At 54.1% G+C, this 15,849-nt stretch carries 9 protein-coding genes; 6 read left to right on the top strand and 3 right to left on the bottom strand.

Annotated features, from left to right (window positions below; genetic code table 11):
- Positions 1-41 precede the first annotated feature (41 nt).
- Both aceA and aceK read left to right on the top strand, forming a co-directional pair.
- Positions 42-1,346: an isocitrate lyase gene (gene aceA, locus HVX64_RS21465; RefSeq protein ID WP_043001801.1), complete on the top strand. Its 1,305-nt coding sequence runs from the start codon at positions 42-44 to the stop codon at positions 1,344-1,346.
- Between the two features lie 102 nt (positions 1,347-1,448).
- Complete coding sequence (gene aceK, locus HVX64_RS21460; protein WP_042998993.1) at positions 1,449-3,221, top strand: bifunctional isocitrate dehydrogenase kinase/phosphatase; 1,773 nt, start codon at positions 1,449-1,451, stop codon at positions 3,219-3,221.
- A 51-nt stretch (positions 3,222-3,272) separates the two neighbouring features.
- On the opposite strand, the gene iclR is transcribed toward aceK, so the two are convergent.
- Positions 3,273-4,097 carry a glyoxylate bypass operon transcriptional repressor IclR gene (gene iclR / locus HVX64_RS21455; protein ID WP_042998994.1) on the bottom strand — a complete coding sequence of 275 codons (825 nt, stop codon included), beginning with the start codon at positions 4,095-4,097 and terminating at the stop codon, positions 3,273-3,275.
- Between the two features lie 193 nt (positions 4,098-4,290).
- On the opposite strand from iclR, the gene metH reads away from it, so the two are divergent.
- Positions 4,291-7,974 carry a methionine synthase gene (gene metH, locus HVX64_RS21450; protein WP_044253418.1) on the top strand — a complete coding sequence of 1,228 codons (3,684 nt, stop codon included), beginning with the start codon at positions 4,291-4,293 and terminating at the stop codon, positions 7,972-7,974.
- A 263-nt stretch (positions 7,975-8,237) separates the two neighbouring features.
- Entirely contained in the window at positions 8,238-9,869 is a 1,632-nt protein-coding gene (locus HVX64_RS21445; protein ID WP_042998996.1) for a Na/Pi cotransporter family protein, read from the top strand.
- A gap of 93 nt (positions 9,870-9,962) precedes the next feature.
- On the opposite strand, the gene pepE is transcribed toward HVX64_RS21445, so the two are convergent.
- Positions 9,963-10,652 (bottom strand): dipeptidase PepE, encoded by a 690-nt coding sequence (pepE, locus tag HVX64_RS21440; protein ID WP_044253414.1) that lies wholly within the window; start codon positions 10,650-10,652, stop codon positions 9,963-9,965.
- 812 nt (positions 10,653-11,464) lie between these two features.
- Here pepE and HVX64_RS21435 point away from each other — a divergent pair.
- Both HVX64_RS21435 and HVX64_RS21430 read left to right on the top strand, forming a co-directional pair.
- Positions 11,465-12,010: a hypothetical protein gene (locus HVX64_RS21435; protein ID WP_044253412.1), complete on the top strand. Its 546-nt coding sequence runs from the start codon at positions 11,465-11,467 to the stop codon at positions 12,008-12,010.
- Positions 12,011-12,282: 272 nt separating this feature from the next.
- Positions 12,283-14,973, top strand: coding sequence for an autotransporter outer membrane beta-barrel domain-containing protein (locus HVX64_RS21430; protein WP_228530469.1), 2,691 nt, complete (start codon positions 12,283-12,285; stop codon positions 14,971-14,973).
- A gap of 63 nt (positions 14,974-15,036) precedes the next feature.
- Here the strand turns inward: HVX64_RS21430 and HVX64_RS21425 are convergent, their stop codons facing one another.
- Positions 15,037-15,849: a shikimate 5-dehydrogenase gene (locus HVX64_RS21425; protein ID WP_042999000.1), complete on the bottom strand. Its 813-nt coding sequence runs from the start codon at positions 15,847-15,849 to the stop codon at positions 15,037-15,039.

Below are 15,849 nucleotides of genomic sequence, written 5' to 3'. Positions count from 1 at the left end.
AACGCCTGGGAAGCCAGGAGAATAATATGGAGCATCTGCACATGAAAACCCGTACCCAACAGATCGAAGCGTTACAGAAAGAATGGACACAACCACGCTGGGAAGGCATCCGTCGCCCGTACAGCGCGGAGGAAGTGGTGAAATTACGCGGCTCGGTTAACCCGGAATGCACGCTGGCGCAGCTGGGCGCAGCCAAAATGTGGCGTCTGCTGCACGGCGAATCGAAAAAAGGTTACATCAACAGCCTTGGTGCGCTGACCGGTGGTCAGGCGTTACAGCAGGCGAAAGCGGGTATCGAAGCGGTGTATCTGTCGGGGTGGCAGGTTGCGGCGGATGCCAACCTGGCGTCCAGTATGTACCCGGATCAATCGCTCTACCCGGCGAATTCTGTTCCGGCAGTGGTGGATCGGATCAACAACACCTTTCGCCGTGCGGATCAGATCCAGTGGTCCAGCGGTATTGAGCCCAACGATCCGCGCTATGTGGATTACTTCCTGCCAATCGTCGCCGATGCGGAAGCCGGGTTTGGCGGCGTACTGAATGCGTTTGAGCTGATGAAGTCGATGATTGAGGCCGGTGCAGCGGCTGTTCACTTCGAAGATCAACTGGCCTCGGTGAAGAAATGTGGTCATATGGGCGGCAAAGTGCTGGTGCCAACTCAGGAAGCGATTCAGAAACTGGTGGCTGCGCGTCTGGCGGCAGACGTTATGGGCGTCCCGACGCTGGTGATTGCGCGTACCGATGCGGATGCGGCGGATCTGATCACCTCCGACTGTGACCCGTACGACAGCGAATTTATTACCGGCGAGCGCACCAGTGAAGGATTCTTCCGTACGCATGCCGGCATTGAGCAGGCGATCAGCCGTGGCCTGGCCTACGCCCCGTATGCCGATCTGGTGTGGTGTGAAACCTCGACGCCGGATCTGGAACTGGCGAAGCGTTTTGCCGATGCGATTCATGCGAAATTCCCAGGCAAACTGCTGGCCTATAACTGTTCGCCGTCGTTCAACTGGCAGAAGAATCTGGACGATAAGACCATCGCCAGCTTCCAGCAGCAGTTGTCCGATATGGGTTACAAATACCAGTTCATTACCCTGGCAGGTATTCACAGTATGTGGTTCAACATGTTCGACCTTGCGCACTCCTACGCGCAGGGTGAAGGCATGCGCCACTATGTTGAGAAGGTTCAGCAGCCGGAATTTGCGGCGGCTAAAGACGGTTACACCTTCGTGTCCCATCAGCAGGAAGTAGGGACAGGCTACTTTGATAAAGTCACCACCATCATTCAGGGCGGCACTTCCTCGGTGACCGCGCTGACCGGCTCGACCGAAGAATCACAGTTTTGATTAATGCCCGGTGGCGCTGCGCTTACCGGGCCTACGAAGGGATGTAGGCCGGATAAGCAGACGCGCTATCCGGCATGACGTTGTGCCGGATGAGGAGAAGCGATGACGCGTGGCCTGGAGTTACTGATTGCTCAGACGATTTTGCAAGGTTTCGACGCCCAGTATGGTCGATTTCTGGAAGTGACCTCCGGCGCGCAACAGCGCTTTGAACAGGCTGACTGGCATGCCGTGCAGCAGGCGATGAAAAGCCGTATTCACCTCTACGATCACCACGTGGGTCTGGTGGTGGAACAACTGCGCTGCATCACTGGCGGCAAAAGTACCGACGCCGCATTTTTGCTGCGTGTAAAAGAGCATTACACCGGGCTCCTGCCGGATTACCCGCGCTTCGAGATTGCGGAGAGCTTTTTTAACTCCGTATATTGTCGGTTATTTGACCACCGCTCGCTCACTCCCGAGCGGCTCTTTATTTTTAGCTCCCAGCCGGAACGTCGTTTCCGGACGATCCCGCGTCCGCTGGCAAAAGATTTCTTCCCGGATAGCGGTTGGGAACCGCTGCTCACCCGCATTCTCAGCGATCTGCCGTTGCGCCTGCCCTGGCAGAACAAAGGGCGCGATATTCGCTATATCATTGCACATCTGCGTGAAACCTTTGGTGAGGAGACGTTGCAGCAGTGCCATCTACAGGTGGCTAACGAGCTGTTTTATCGCAATAAAGCCGCATGGCTGGTCGGCAAACTCATCACGCCATCCGCCACGTTGCCCTTTTTGCTGCCGATTCATCGCACCGATGAAGGTGAACTGTTTGTGGATACCTGCCTGACCACCACGGCAGAAGCCAGTATCGTGTTCGGTTTCGCTCGTTCCTATTTTATGGTGTACGCGCCGCTGCCCGCCGCGCTGGTGGAATGGTTGCGCGAGATCCTGCCAGGAAAAACCACCGCTGAGTTATACATGGCGATTGGCTGTCAGAAACATGCGAAGACCGAGAGCTATCGCGAGTATTTGTTGTATCTGCGCAGCTGCGATGAGCAGTTCATTGAAGCGCCGGGCATACGTGGCATGGTGATGCTGGTCTTTACGCTGCCGGGGTTCGACCGGGTTTTTAAAATTATTAAAGATAAGTTCGCGCCGCAAAAAGAGATGTCTGCCGCCCACGTTCGCGCCTGCTATCAACTGGTGAAAGAGCACGATCGCGTGGGACGCATGGCAGATACCCAGGAGTTCGAAAATTTCGTGCTGGATAAACGTCAGATCGATCCGGCATTGATGGCGCTGTTACTTGAGGAAGTGCCGGAAAAGATAACCGATCTTGGTGAGCAGATTGTCATCCGTCATCTCTATATTGAGCGGCGGATGGTGCCGCTCAATATCTGGCTTGAGCAGGTCGAAGGTCAGCAACTGCGGGATGCGATTGAGGAGTACGGCAACGCGATTCGCCAGCTTGCCGCCGCCAATATTTTCCCCGGCGACATGCTGTTCAAAAACTTTGGCGTCACCCGTCATGGTCGCGTGGTGTTCTACGATTACGATGAAATCTGCTACATGACGGAAGTGAATTTCCGGGACATCCCGCCGCCGCGCTACCCGGAAGATGAGATGAGTGCCGAGCCCTGGTATAGCGTATCCCCTGGCGATGTGTTTCCTGAGGAGTTTCGCCACTGGTTATGCGCCGACCCACGCATCGGACCGCTGTTTGAGGAGATGCACGCCGATCTGTTTCGTGCCGATTACTGGCGCGCATTACAGACGCGCATTCGGGAAGGGCATGTTGAAGATGTTTACGCATATCGCCGTCGCCAGCGATTCAGCGTGCGTTATGAAACCGACCGGGCGCTTGCGCCGCCATCCGGCAATGTGCGCCGACCTGCCTGATGGCACGACGCTTATCAGGCCTGCCGAAAATGTTCCTGAGGGGGATTTTGTTTAACGAATCCCGCCGTATGCCAGCGTCACCTCTTTCGCCGCCTTGATCACCATCGCGCCAAACTCGGTCACGCGGTCGTCCGTGATGCGCGAAATCGGGCCAGAGATAGAGATTGCCGCGAACGGCTCGCGGTGTTCGTCATAAATGCACGACGCGACACAACGCAGACCGAGCGCATGTTCCTCATCATCAAAGGAATAACCGCGCTTGCGGGTCTGGGCGAGGTCGTCCTTCAGATGAACCGGGGAGACCAGCGTCGCGTGGGTGTATGCATGCAGCCCTTTGCGGTGCAGCAGCTGGGTCACCTGTTCTTCGCTCAGTTGTGCTAAAAACGCTTTGCCTGCGCCAGAGGCGTGCATCGGCAGCTTACCGCCAATCGGCGCGGACATACGCATCAGTTGGGTACACTGTACCTGGTCAATGATAATTGCCTGATGATCACTTTGATCCAGTACCGCCAGATTCACCGTTTCGCCGGAATCTTCCATCAGTTTGCGCAGAATAGGGTGGACGATCGCCAGCAAATTGCGGCTCTGTAAAAAGCTGCTGCCGACGATGAACGCATGTGCGCCTATCGCCCAGTGTCCAAGGTCACCCACCTGACGCACAAAGCCCTGTTGCTGCATAGTGGTCAGTAAGCGATGAGTCGTGGAGTTCGGCAGGCCAGCCTGCTGTGCCAGTTCGGTCAATGCCACGCTGCCGTTGGATTCCGCGATCCATTCCAGCAGTTTCAGGCCACGGGTCAGCGACTGAACCTGTCCGGCAGCGGGGGTGGTCGTCGCGGCGGGTTTTCTGCCGCGTTTGGCGGGAACGGGTGCAACCATAGCGCATTCCTTTTCTGTATCGTGGAAATCATTTTCGTTTTATTCAATTATAATGCAAGAAGTCTTGTACTGATCGGATGAGTGAAGCTGAACATGTCTCATGTTGCCCGTTGTTGGCTTTTCCGTCAGCCCTGTTTATGCCACTATGTTTTGTTGACTTTTTCGGTCTGGTTAAGCGTTGTCGGGAGCAAGTGTGAGCAGCAAAGTTGAACAACTGCGTGCGCAGTTAAATGAACGTATTCTGGTGCTGGACGGCGGTATGGGCACGATGATCCAGAGCTATCGTCTGAGTGAAGAGGATTTCCGTGGTGAACGCTTTGCCGACTGGCCGTGCGACCTGAAAGGCAACAATGACCTGCTGGTGCTGAGTAAGCCAGAGGTGATCGCCGCGATTCATAACGCGTACTTTGACGCGGGCGCGGACATCATTGAAACCAACACGTTTAACTCCACCCCCATCGCGATGGCGGATTACCAGATGGAATCCCTGTCGGCGGAGATCAACTTTGCCGCCGCGAAACTGGCGCGTGCCTGTGCCGATGAGTGGACTGCCCGTACCCCGGAAAAACCGCGCTATGTTGCGGGCGTTCTCGGCCCAACCAACCGGACCGCATCGATCTCGCCGGATGTGAATGACCCGGCATTTCGTAATATCACCTTTGATCAGCTGGTGGCTGCTTACCGCGAATCCACCAAAGCGCTGGTGGAAGGTGGCAGTGACTTGATTTTGATCGAAACCGTCTTCGATACGCTGAACGCGAAAGCGGCGATTTTTGCGGTGAAAGAAGAGCTGGAAGCGCTGGGCATCGACCTGCCGATCATGATTTCCGGCACCATCACCGATGCTTCTGGACGTACCCTTTCCGGGCAAACGACAGAGGCGTTTTACAACTCCCTGCGCCATGCTGAACCTCTCACTTTCGGCCTCAACTGCGCGCTGGGGCCGGATGAACTGCGTCAGTATGTGCAGGAACTGTCTCGCATTGCTGAATGTTACGTGACTGCACACCCGAACGCCGGGCTGCCCAACGCTTTCGGTGAATACGATCTCGATGCCGATACGATGGCAAAACAGATCCGCGAATGGGCCGAAGCGGGCTTCCTGAATATCGTTGGCGGCTGCTGCGGCACCACACCGGAACACATCGCGGCAATGAGCAGGGCGGTCGAGGGACTGGCACCGCGCCCGTTGCCGGAGATCCCGGTGGCCTGCCGCTTATCCGGTCTCGAACCGCTGAATATTGGCGACGACAGCCTGTTTGTAAACGTCGGTGAGCGTACCAACGTTACCGGCTCCGCCAAATTTAAGCGCCTGATCAAAGAAGAAAAATACAGCGAAGCGCTGGACGTTGCCCGTCAGCAGGTAGAAAGCGGCGCACAGATTATTGATATCAACATGGATGAGGGGATGCTCGACGCCGAAGCGGCGATGGTGCGCTTTCTCAACCTGATCGCCGGTGAGCCTGACATTGCTCGTGTGCCGATCATGATTGACTCCTCAAAATGGGACGTCATTGAGAAAGGGCTGAAGTGCATCCAGGGGAAAGGCATCGTTAACTCCATCTCGATGAAAGAGGGGATTGAAACCTTTATCCATCATGCGAAGCTGCTGCGCCGCTACGGTGCGGCGGTGGTGGTGATGGCCTTTGATGAGCAGGGCCAGGCGGATACGCGTGCGCGTAAAATCGAGATTTGCCGCCGGGCGTACAGGATCCTCACCGAGGAGGTGGGCTTCCCGCCGGAAGACATCATTTTCGACCCGAATATTTTCGCAGTAGCAACCGGGATCGATGAGCACAACAACTACGCGCAGGACTTTATCGGTGCCTGTGAAGACATCAAACGCGAGCTGCCGCATGCGTTGATCTCCGGCGGCGTGTCCAACGTGTCATTCTCGTTCCGTGGCAACGATCCGGTGCGCGAAGCCATTCACGCGGTGTTCCTCTACTATGCCATTCGTAACGGTATGGACATGGGGATTGTCAATGCCGGGCAACTGGCGATTTACGACGATCTCCCTGCCGAGCTGCGCGATGCGGTGGAGGATGTGATCCTCAATCGGCGTGATGACGGCACCGAACGATTGCTGGAGCTGGCGGAGAGATATCGCGGTAGCAAGAGTGATGAGGCGGCCAACGCGCAACTGGCGGAGTGGCGCACCTGGGAAGTGAAAAAGCGCCTCGAATACTCGCTGGTTAAAGGCATCACCGAGTTTATCGAGCAGGACACCGAAGAGGCGCGTCAGCAGGCGGCCCGCCCGATTGAGGTGATTGAAGGGCCGCTGATGGACGGGATGAACGTCGTCGGCGACCTGTTCGGCGAAGGAAAAATGTTCCTGCCGCAGGTGGTGAAATCCGCCCGCGTAATGAAACAGGCGGTGGCGTATCTCGAACCGTTTATCGAAGCCAGTAAAGAGAAAGGCTCCAGCAATGGCAAAATGGTCATCGCCACCGTGAAGGGCGATGTCCACGATATCGGCAAAAATATCGTTGGCGTGGTCCTGCAATGTAACAACTACGAAATTGTCGATCTTGGCGTGATGGTGCCGGCGGAGAAAATTCTCCGAACCGCCAAAGAGGTGAATGCGGATCTGATAGGCCTTTCCGGGCTGATTACCCCGTCGCTGGACGAAATGGTCAACGTGGCGAAAGAGATGGAGCGTCAGGGCTTCACCATACCGCTGCTGATTGGCGGCGCGACGACCTCGAAAGCGCACACGGCGGTGAAAATCGAGCAGAACTACAGCGGCCCTACGGTGTATGTGCAGAACGCTTCGCGCACCGTCGGCGTGGTCGCCGCGTTGCTTTCTGATACCCAGCGCGATGACTTTGTCGCCCGTACCCGTAAAGAGTATGAAACCGTGCGCATCCAGCATGGGCGTAAGAAACCGCGCACGCCGCCGGTGACGCTCGCCGCCGCGCGGGATAACGATCTGGCGTTTGACTGGGAAAGCTATACCCCGCCAGTGGCGCACCGTCTGGGTGTGCAGGAGGTCGAAGCCAGCATCGAAACGCTGCGTAACTACATCGACTGGACGCCGTTCTTTATGACCTGGTCGCTGGCCGGGAAGTATCCGCGCATTCTGGAAGATGAAGTGGTAGGTGAAGAGGCGAAGCGCCTGTTTAAAGATGCCAACGACATGCTGGATAAACTGAGCGCAGAGAAGGCGCTGAATCCGCGCGGTGTGGTGGGGCTGTTCCCGGCAAACCGCGTGGGTGATGACATCGAAATCTATCGTGACGAAACGCGAACGCACGTGCTGACGGTCAGCCATCATCTGCGTCAACAGACTGAAAAAGTGGGCTTTGCTAACTACTGTCTGTCTGACTTCGTGGCGCCGAAGCTGACCGGCAAAGCGGACTACATCGGTGCTTTTGCGGTGACCGGTGGTCTGGAGGAGGACGCGCTGGCGGATGCGTTTGAAGCGCAGCACGATGATTACAACAAGATCATGGTGAAAGCGCTTGCCGACCGTCTGGCGGAAGCCTTCGCGGAATACCTGCATGAGCGCGTGCGTAAGGTCTACTGGGGCTATGCGCCGAACGAAAATCTCAGCAATGAAGAGCTGATTCGCGAAAACTACCAGGGAATTCGTCCGGCGCCGGGGTACCCGGCCTGTCCGGAGCATACCGAGAAAGGCACCATCTGGCAGTTGCTGGAAGTGGAAAAGCACACCGGCATGAAGCTTACCGAATCCTTCGCCATGTGGCCTGGCGCATCGGTTTCCGGCTGGTACTTCAGCCATCCGGACAGCAAGTATTACGCGGTTGCACAGATTCAGCGCGATCAGGTGGAAGACTACGCGTTCCGTAAAGGGATGAGTGTTTCTGACGTTGAGCGCTGGCTGGCCCCTAACCTGGGCTATGACGCCGACTGATTCACGAAACTGTCATCTTTCCTTACAACTAACAGGGTGCTTGTCGGGCACCCTGTCTCTTTCTTGCGTTTAAACCCTTATACTGGAAGAAGGCTATGACCTCTCTGGTTATATTTTTACACGCAATCATTCAAGTTGCGTCGAGGCGGCAAGCCTGGGAATCTCCAGGAGCTTACTGAAGTAAGTGACTGGAGTGAGCAGGCGCAGCCAACAAAGAGGCAGCTTGAAGGATAAAGTGTAAATGATAAGGAGTACCTGATTCCGTGCTAACCCTGCTCCACCTGCTTTCTGCTGTCGCCCTGCTGGTCTGGGGTACCCATATTGTGCGTACTGGCGTGATGCGTGTGTTCGGCGCCCGCCTGCGAACCGTGCTTAGCCGTAGCGTCGAAAAGAAACCGCTCGCCTTCTGCGCGGGAATTGGCGTCACTGCGCTGGTGCAGAGCAGTAATGCCACCACCATGCTGGTAACCTCGTTTGTTGCTCAGGATCTGGTCGCACTGACGCCTGCGCTGGTGATTGTGCTTGGTGCAGACGTAGGGACCGCGCTGATGGCGCGTATCCTCACCTTCGATTTATCGTGGCTCTCGCCGCTGCTGATTTTTATCGGCGTGATCTTCTTCCTCGGCCGTAAACAGTCACGCGCCGGACAACTGGGGCGCGTGGGGATCGGCCTTGGCCTGATCCTGCTGGCGCTGGAACTGATTGTCCAGGCCGTCACCCCTATAACCCAGGCCAACGGCGTACAGGTCATTTTTGCCTCGCTGACCGGCGATATCATGCTGGATGCGCTCATTGGCGCGATGTTCGCGATCATCAGTTATTCCAGCCTGGCGGCGGTACTGCTCACGGCCACCCTGACCGCGGCGGGGATCATCTCCTTCCCGGTGGCGCTGTGTCTGGTGATTGGCGCCAACCTCGGTTCCGGCCTGCTGGCGATGCTCAACAACAGCGCGGCTAATGCCGCGGCTCGTCGCGTGGCGCTTGGCAGTCTGTTGTTTAAGCTGGTGGGCAGCCTGATTATTCTGCCATTTGTCCATCCGCTGGCGAATCTGATGGATGAATTGCCGCTGGCGAAATCCGAGCTGGTGATCTATTTCCATGTTTTCTACAACCTGGTCCGCTGCCTGGCAATGATTCCTTTTGCCGAGCCGATGGCGCGCTTCTGTAAGCGCATCATCCGCGACGAGCCTGAGCTGGATGCGCATCTCAAGCCAAAGCATCTGGACGTTAGCGCGCTGGATACGCCGACCCTTGCGCTCGCCAATGCCGCCCGTGAGGCGCTGCGCATCGGCGATGCGATGGAACAGATGATGGAAGGGCTGAAGAAGGTGATGCATGGCGAGCCGCGCGAAGAGAAGGAGCTGCGCAAAATCGCGGATGACATCAACGTGCTCTACACTGCCATCAAACTCTATTTGGCGCGGATGCCGAAAGAGGAACTGGCGGAAGAGGAGTCGCGGCGCTGGGCGGAGATCATCGAGATGTCGCTTAACCTTGAACAGGCGTCGGATATTGTGGAGCGCATGGGGAGCGAGATTGCTGATAAATCGCTGGCGGCGCGGCGGGCGTTTTCTATTGAGGGGTTAAAAGAGCTGGATGCGCTGTACGACCAGTTGCTCAGCAACCTGCAACTGGCGATGTCGGTCTTCTTCTCCGGCGACGTGACCAGTGCCCGGCGGTTGCGCCGTAGCAAGCATCGTTTCCGCATACTGAATCGCCGTTACTCGCATGCGCACGTTGATCGTCTGCATCAGCAGAACGTACAAAGTATCGAGACCAGCTCCCTGCACCTGGGATTATTGGGGGATATGCAACGTCTGAACTCGTTGTTCTGTTCCGTGGCTTACAGCGTGCTGGAACAGCCGGACGAAGATGACGAGCGGGATGATTACTAACAGGCGGTAAGGCCGGATAGCGCTTATCCGGCCTACCAATTGCGCTCATTGCAGGCCGGATAAAGCATTTACGCTGCCATCCGACAACGTCGGTTAAAAGCAGTGACCTGCCTCAACGGCAACGGCGTCTTTACCGGCTTCGAACACGTAGGTGGTGTTCGGACCGCCAAGCACCGCCTGACCCTTACTCACTTTAATCCAGTTGCCTTCCGGCAGACCGATCACCGTCAGTTCAGGCGCGACAACCAGCAGCTCGCGAATACGCTGTTCACGCGTTTCGCCTTTGTGTCCTTCCGGCAGCGCGTTAGTGAAATGCGGGTTAATCTGCAACGGGAACAGGCCCAGCGCATCAAAACCTTGCGGATCAACAATCGGCATGTCGTTGGTGGTGCGGATGGTCTTGCAGGCGAGGTTGGCACCCGCACTCCAGCCAATGTACAGCGCACCGCGTTTAACCACGTCAACAATCGGTGCCAGCAACCCGCGCTCGCGGCTCTCTTTCAGTAACTGAAAAGTATTACCGCCGCCGACAATCACCACTTCCGCATTTTCAATGGCCGCCACCGGATCAGTCACGGTGTGAATACCCACCACCTTGACGCCCATCGGGGCGAAGATTGCAGCCGTTTTTTCTGTGTATTCATCCCAGGTTTGCGTGACGCCTGCAAAGGGTATAAATACTGCCGAACGGCGCCCCTCAAGTTGCTCCGCAATCAGCGGCAGCGCATGCTCCATCCAGCCTTTACCCGGCAGTGTCGAGTTACTCAATAAAAGCAGTTCCATTCTTTCTCCCTGTAATCAGTAAATGACAAAACGCGGTCATGCTATCACTGACAGTGTAGCGCCTTACTGACATGGCTCACGATGTTGGAAGGGGGTGTAGAAAGGACCACTGACTCAATGATGAAAAATGCACGATGTGCGTATTAAAGCGAGTGAAGATATTTCTCACTCTGCCAGTATGAACATGTAACGCCTTGATAATACAATAAACCAGGCGTGATTGAATTTATCGTAGTTGAGATGTTTATTCACTCTTTATGAAAAGTGAGAAGGGGATTTTTAAATTTTGACGGTTACTAATTTAAAACAGCAACATTGCGGCATTGCCCTGGATTTATCCCGAACAGGCTTAAGCGTATTGCGATAAGCACTATGAGGTTTCTGGCCCATGCTGAAGCATTGGCGTCTGTCCTCTGATCAACAACAGTGTCGCTATTTTCATTATTATGTAACTAAACATTTCAATTCGAATGGAAAAATTATTGTAACTCACTGAAATATAGGATTTTTACCAAAAATTAAAATTTATGTATCTTTTTGTTTTACTTACAAACAGTAAGGTAAATTCCGAAAAAAAGATCGATTACAACGATCGATACCTTTCAAGTGATAGCCTTTAACTATTGATTTTGTTTTATCGATCAGGTTTGACAATCAATATTGCTCATGTACTATTCTGTTTGAATCAATATTATACCGACAGCAGCAGAGTGGGTGTGCCGGACATCGTCAGAATAAATAACCTCGCCGGATAATAAATACCCCCTGAAAATAAAAATCAGGCTGTCCAGGATATAGGGAGCATCATCTGTATGACAAAGGAATATGTAAAGAAGAGCCATATTGCCAGTTGGCCTGAAAATGATGTTTATTTTTCCACGGGTATCTCTGCGCTGGCCAGAAAAGTGACTAATTCTCATTCCGGCCCAGACTATCTGTTTATTAATCTTAATAGTTATACCTTAAAGCTTTTTTTTCGATCGTTCTCTCAATTGAGCAAGAGTGGTTATCAGTTGATTATTATTTCAACCCAACGACTCATGCCGCTGGCTTTTTTCTGGCACCTGAAATGTCACGCCGTCAGCGCAATCTTCGAATCGCGTTGCTCTGTTCATGATGTTATTCGCGGTCTGGATACTGTCGCGACCGGGCGGCAGATCGTCTGGTCCTTCCCGGGGCCTGCCTGTTTACTCTCTTCAAGAGACGTTTTACTTCTGCGGCATTATCTTGAAGGGGGAAGTATGGGCTATTTACAAGAGAAACACTGCCGCGCGTATTCCACCTTACAGGGATGGAAGACTACAGTCGCGCGGAAATTTAAAGTACGAAAACTCGAACATCTCCTTATTTCGAATTAATAATCATTGTCCAGTATGAATATTTCTGATGCCTGAGCGTCCAGTGGAATATTTATAAGCAAGATAGAACTGCCCGTTTAATAGGGATCTTATTAACTATGGATGTAGATATGAAACGCGTTTTTTACCATGCTTTTTTCCCCGCGTTATGTTTAACCGCGTACCCACTGACTGCGGCGGAAATGCTTCCCACACCTTATCCACCCGTGCAAACTACCACGATGCCGGACGACTTATTATTGAATTCGAATTATACGAATCACTGGGATTGGGTGAAAGAAACCTGGGAGAAAGGCTATTCCACTTTTTCCATCAAAGATAAAAAATATATTGCTAACCAGGAAATTACGCTGATCAATCCTGCTTTTTCTAAACAGGTCGTGACGTTATTAAATGAGTCGTATAGTTATAACAATACGTTGAATTCTGTGCAGCTTAATATCGGTGACGGTATATACGATGCCGCCGGTTCTGAAGCCGTGAATACCACGGTGAAAGGGGAATACACCAATAGTAAAGGGAATATTGAAACAGGTGTATTGCAACTTAATGGCGACGGGAAAGCCTTCCATACGCTGGTTGAGAATAACGGTGCCCTGACGATGAATGGTGATTCACAGGCGTATGACACCGTGGTGAAAGCCGGTGGTCGACAGACTGTTGGAGGCCGTGCTTATGCTCAGGCGAATCTCATCGATGGCGGTATTCAGGTGCTCTCAGTCACCAGTACGGCGTTGGCTGAAGATACCATTGTGCAAAATGGCGGCCAGCAAATCATTTATAACGGGACCGCGAAAAACTCGCACATTGGCGCCAACAGCTATCAGCTTGCCAGTGGTCTGGCTTTGGATACATACCTGTATAACGGCGCATTCCAGCAGGTGTTTAGCGGTAAAGGCGAAGAGTTCGTTGCGGACCGCAATACCACCGTTTATGCCGGTGCGCGACAAACGATAACCTCGGGTATTTCAGAAAATGCGCAGGTCTATGGCACGCAGGTGATTACCGGCGTAGACGGTCAATGGAGTGATGGAGACTGGGTTTCCGACAGTAATTCCAACGTTCGTGTCAACGGGCAGCAGGCGAAGGACGCCACCATCCATGCCGGTGGTTTGCAACGTATTCAAACCGGCAATGCCGATGGCACACAGGTCTATGGCACTCAACTTGTCAATGGTCAGAAAGGTGGCTGGGTTGGGGGAAGCTGGGTGGAGCAATCTGGATGGACCGGTGGCATTCGCGCTAACGCGACAAATACGACCGTTCATGCGGGCGGCCTTCAGCAACTTGCCTGGTACGGTGAAGCCAGTAATACGGTTATCGATGGCGGCCGTCAGGAAGTGCTTGCGCTGGGGCATATCTCGAACACAACGCTTCGCAATGGCGGGAGCAGCCTGATTGCCTATGGAGGCTATTCAACGGGGACACTGACGGTAGAAGACGGTTCACTGACTATGGAAGGGGGAAGTGTACACGACTGGACGGGAAATCTGGGTAAGGGTGCCTGGGCCGCGTCGGTGGACTTACAAGGCCCTTCTTCCGTTCTGTACTTAAAACACAACGCGGATACTGCGGAATCCGTCACGACGATTAAAGCCTTAACGCATAATGGTGTGGTCAATTTTAGTGCGCCAGAGGGACGCAACGCGGGGCAATTTAACCGTCTTGAACTCACCACGCTGGAGGGGACCGGGACTTTCGTTATGAACACCAATCTGTCCGGCGGGATTGGGGATTTTCTGAACGTTTCCGATGCCGTGACGGGGCAATTTAAGGTCACGGTGCATGATTCCGGAAGTGAGTTACGCAGTCGAGCGGCTACTCCTTATCACTTAATTTATGCGAATGGGAGCGGGGCAGACACCTTTGCGATGACCAACGGCAGCGTCGATCTTGGTGCGTACAAATACTATCTGGTGCATGGCGCCGATAGCGATAAGGATAACTGGTATTTGTCACCGCAGGCGAATACGCCAGAACCTGAGCCAGGCCCGGATCCTGAGCCGGGTCCGGGACCTTCGCCTGAACCGAATCCTGAACCGGGAGTTAAGCCGGATTTATCAGAAAGCGCGAAAGCGGTTATTGCCATGGCGAATGTGACACCCACTTTGTGGGACGCTGAGTTGTCAACGCTGCGAACCCGTCTCGGTGAAATTCGTCAGATGCGTGACTACGAAGAGGGTGCATGGGGCAAATACATCAGTAGCCGCTACCGCGTTTCCACAGAGCACGTGGCTTACCGTCAGGATGTGAACGGTGTGATGCTCGGTGGTGATAAGCGTTTTGATTTAGAAAATAGCGCACTGATTATGGGCAGTATGGCTTCCTATACGCGTGCGGATCTCGACTCATCCAGTACCAACGGCAAAGCGGACAGTTACGGCATTGGACTGTACACGACCTGGTTACACAACAGCGGTTATTACATCGATGGTGTGTTGAAAGCCAACTATTTCCGTACGGAGAACAACCCCTACTTCAACGGCGGACGCACCCATACGAAAGATAATACCGTTGGCGGCGGGGCTTCAGTCGAGATCGGTAAGCATATTGCGCTTGAGACGTGGTTTGTTGAACCCTATCTCCAGGCATCATGGTTTATTGGCGACCAGACTCACTACAAACTCGACAGTGGCATGTCGGTTAAAGCGGATGCTGCGCGATCGTTAAAAGGGGAAACCGGGTTAACCTTCGGTAAGAATGTGACACTGGTAGATGGGACACTGTTACAGCCGTATGCGAGAGTGGCCGTTCGTCATGAGTTTATGAAGAACAACGACGTCGTCATTAACCACACTGAGAAGTTCAAAAATGACCTGTCGGGGACAAGCGGCAAATATGGCCTGGGGATGACCGCGAAGCTAAACGATCGGTGGTCCGCATGGGGAGAAGTCAGCTACGAAAAAGGCCAACATATCGAGACGCCTTATAGTGGTCAACTGGGTATCCGCTACAGTTTCTGAACGTTGTGATTACGCGTTTAATAACCCTCCTCAGCGTCATCAGAGGAGGGTTATTTGCACATGTTACCCCGCCCGGGCAAATTCAGCGGCTTCACTAATCAGCGCGTCATCCGGGCGTACGCCGGTGTACATTGCGAACTGCTCAACGGCCTGCAACGCAATTACTTCTGCGCCGCTGATGGTCTTTTTACCCAGCTTCTGCGCCAGTTTGATCACCGGGGTATCCGGCGGCAGGGCAACGACATCGAACACTACGCTGGCGCTGGCGACCATGGCTTCGCTGTACGCCAGCTCATCGCTCTCTTTACCTCCGGCCATGCCGACGGGCGTGACATTGACCAGAATGTCGCAGGCAATGCCTTCCGGCAGCGGCTGCCACTGAAAGCCATACTGTTTCGCCAACGCCGGACCGCTGTCCCGGTTACGAGCGGCGACGATCACATCGCGAAAACCGGCGTCGCGAAAGGCGGCAATCACCGCTTTGCCCATCCCGCCGCTGCCGCGAATCATCACCCGCGCAGTGGTGTCGAGCTGGTGGCTGGCAATCAGGCTTTTTACAGCAATATAATCGGTGTTGTAGCCCGTCAGTCTGCCGCCGTCATTGACGATGGTATTGACGGAATCAATGACTTTTGCCGATGGATCGACCGCGTCGAGAAACGGCATACAGCTCTCTTTAAACGGCATCGATACCGCGCAGCCACGAATGCCTAACGCGCGAACCCCTTTCACCGCCGCTTCAATATCCTGGGTGGTAAACGCCTTGTAGATGAAATTTAAACCCAGCTTTTCATACAGATAGTTGTGAAAGCGGGTACCAAAGTTGCCGGGCCGACCGGCAAGCGACATGCACAACTGGGTGTCGCGGTTAATCAT

Source organism: Citrobacter sp. RHB20-C16 (assembly GCF_013890155.1).
In the GTDB taxonomy this organism is placed as follows: Bacteria; Pseudomonadota; Gammaproteobacteria; order Enterobacterales; family Enterobacteriaceae; genus Citrobacter_A; species Citrobacter_A amalonaticus.
The sequence above is the reverse complement of the archived record's forward strand: the minus strand, read 5'-3'. Positions and strand labels throughout refer to the sequence as shown.

Excerpts from the sequence above, each read along its gene's own strand:
- aceA (WP_043001801.1), top strand. The coding sequence starts at position 42 with ATGAAAACCCGTACCCAACAGATCGAAGCGTTACAGAAAGAATGGACA.
- aceK (WP_042998993.1), top strand. The coding sequence starts at position 1,449 with ATGACGCGTGGCCTGGAGTTACTGATTGCTCAGACGATTTTGCAAGGT.
- iclR (WP_042998994.1), bottom strand. The coding sequence starts at position 4,097 with ATGGTTGCACCCGTTCCCGCCAAACGCGGCAGAAAACCCGCCGCGACG.
- pepE (WP_044253414.1), bottom strand. The coding sequence starts at position 10,652 with ATGGAACTGCTTTTATTGAGTAACTCGACACTGCCGGGTAAAGGCTGG.
- HVX64_RS21435 (WP_044253412.1), top strand. The coding sequence starts at position 11,465 with ATGACAAAGGAATATGTAAAGAAGAGCCATATTGCCAGTTGGCCTGAA.
- HVX64_RS21425 (WP_042999000.1), bottom strand. The coding sequence starts at position 15,849 with ATGATTAACCGCGACACCCAGTTGTGCATGTCGCTTGCCGGTCGGCCC.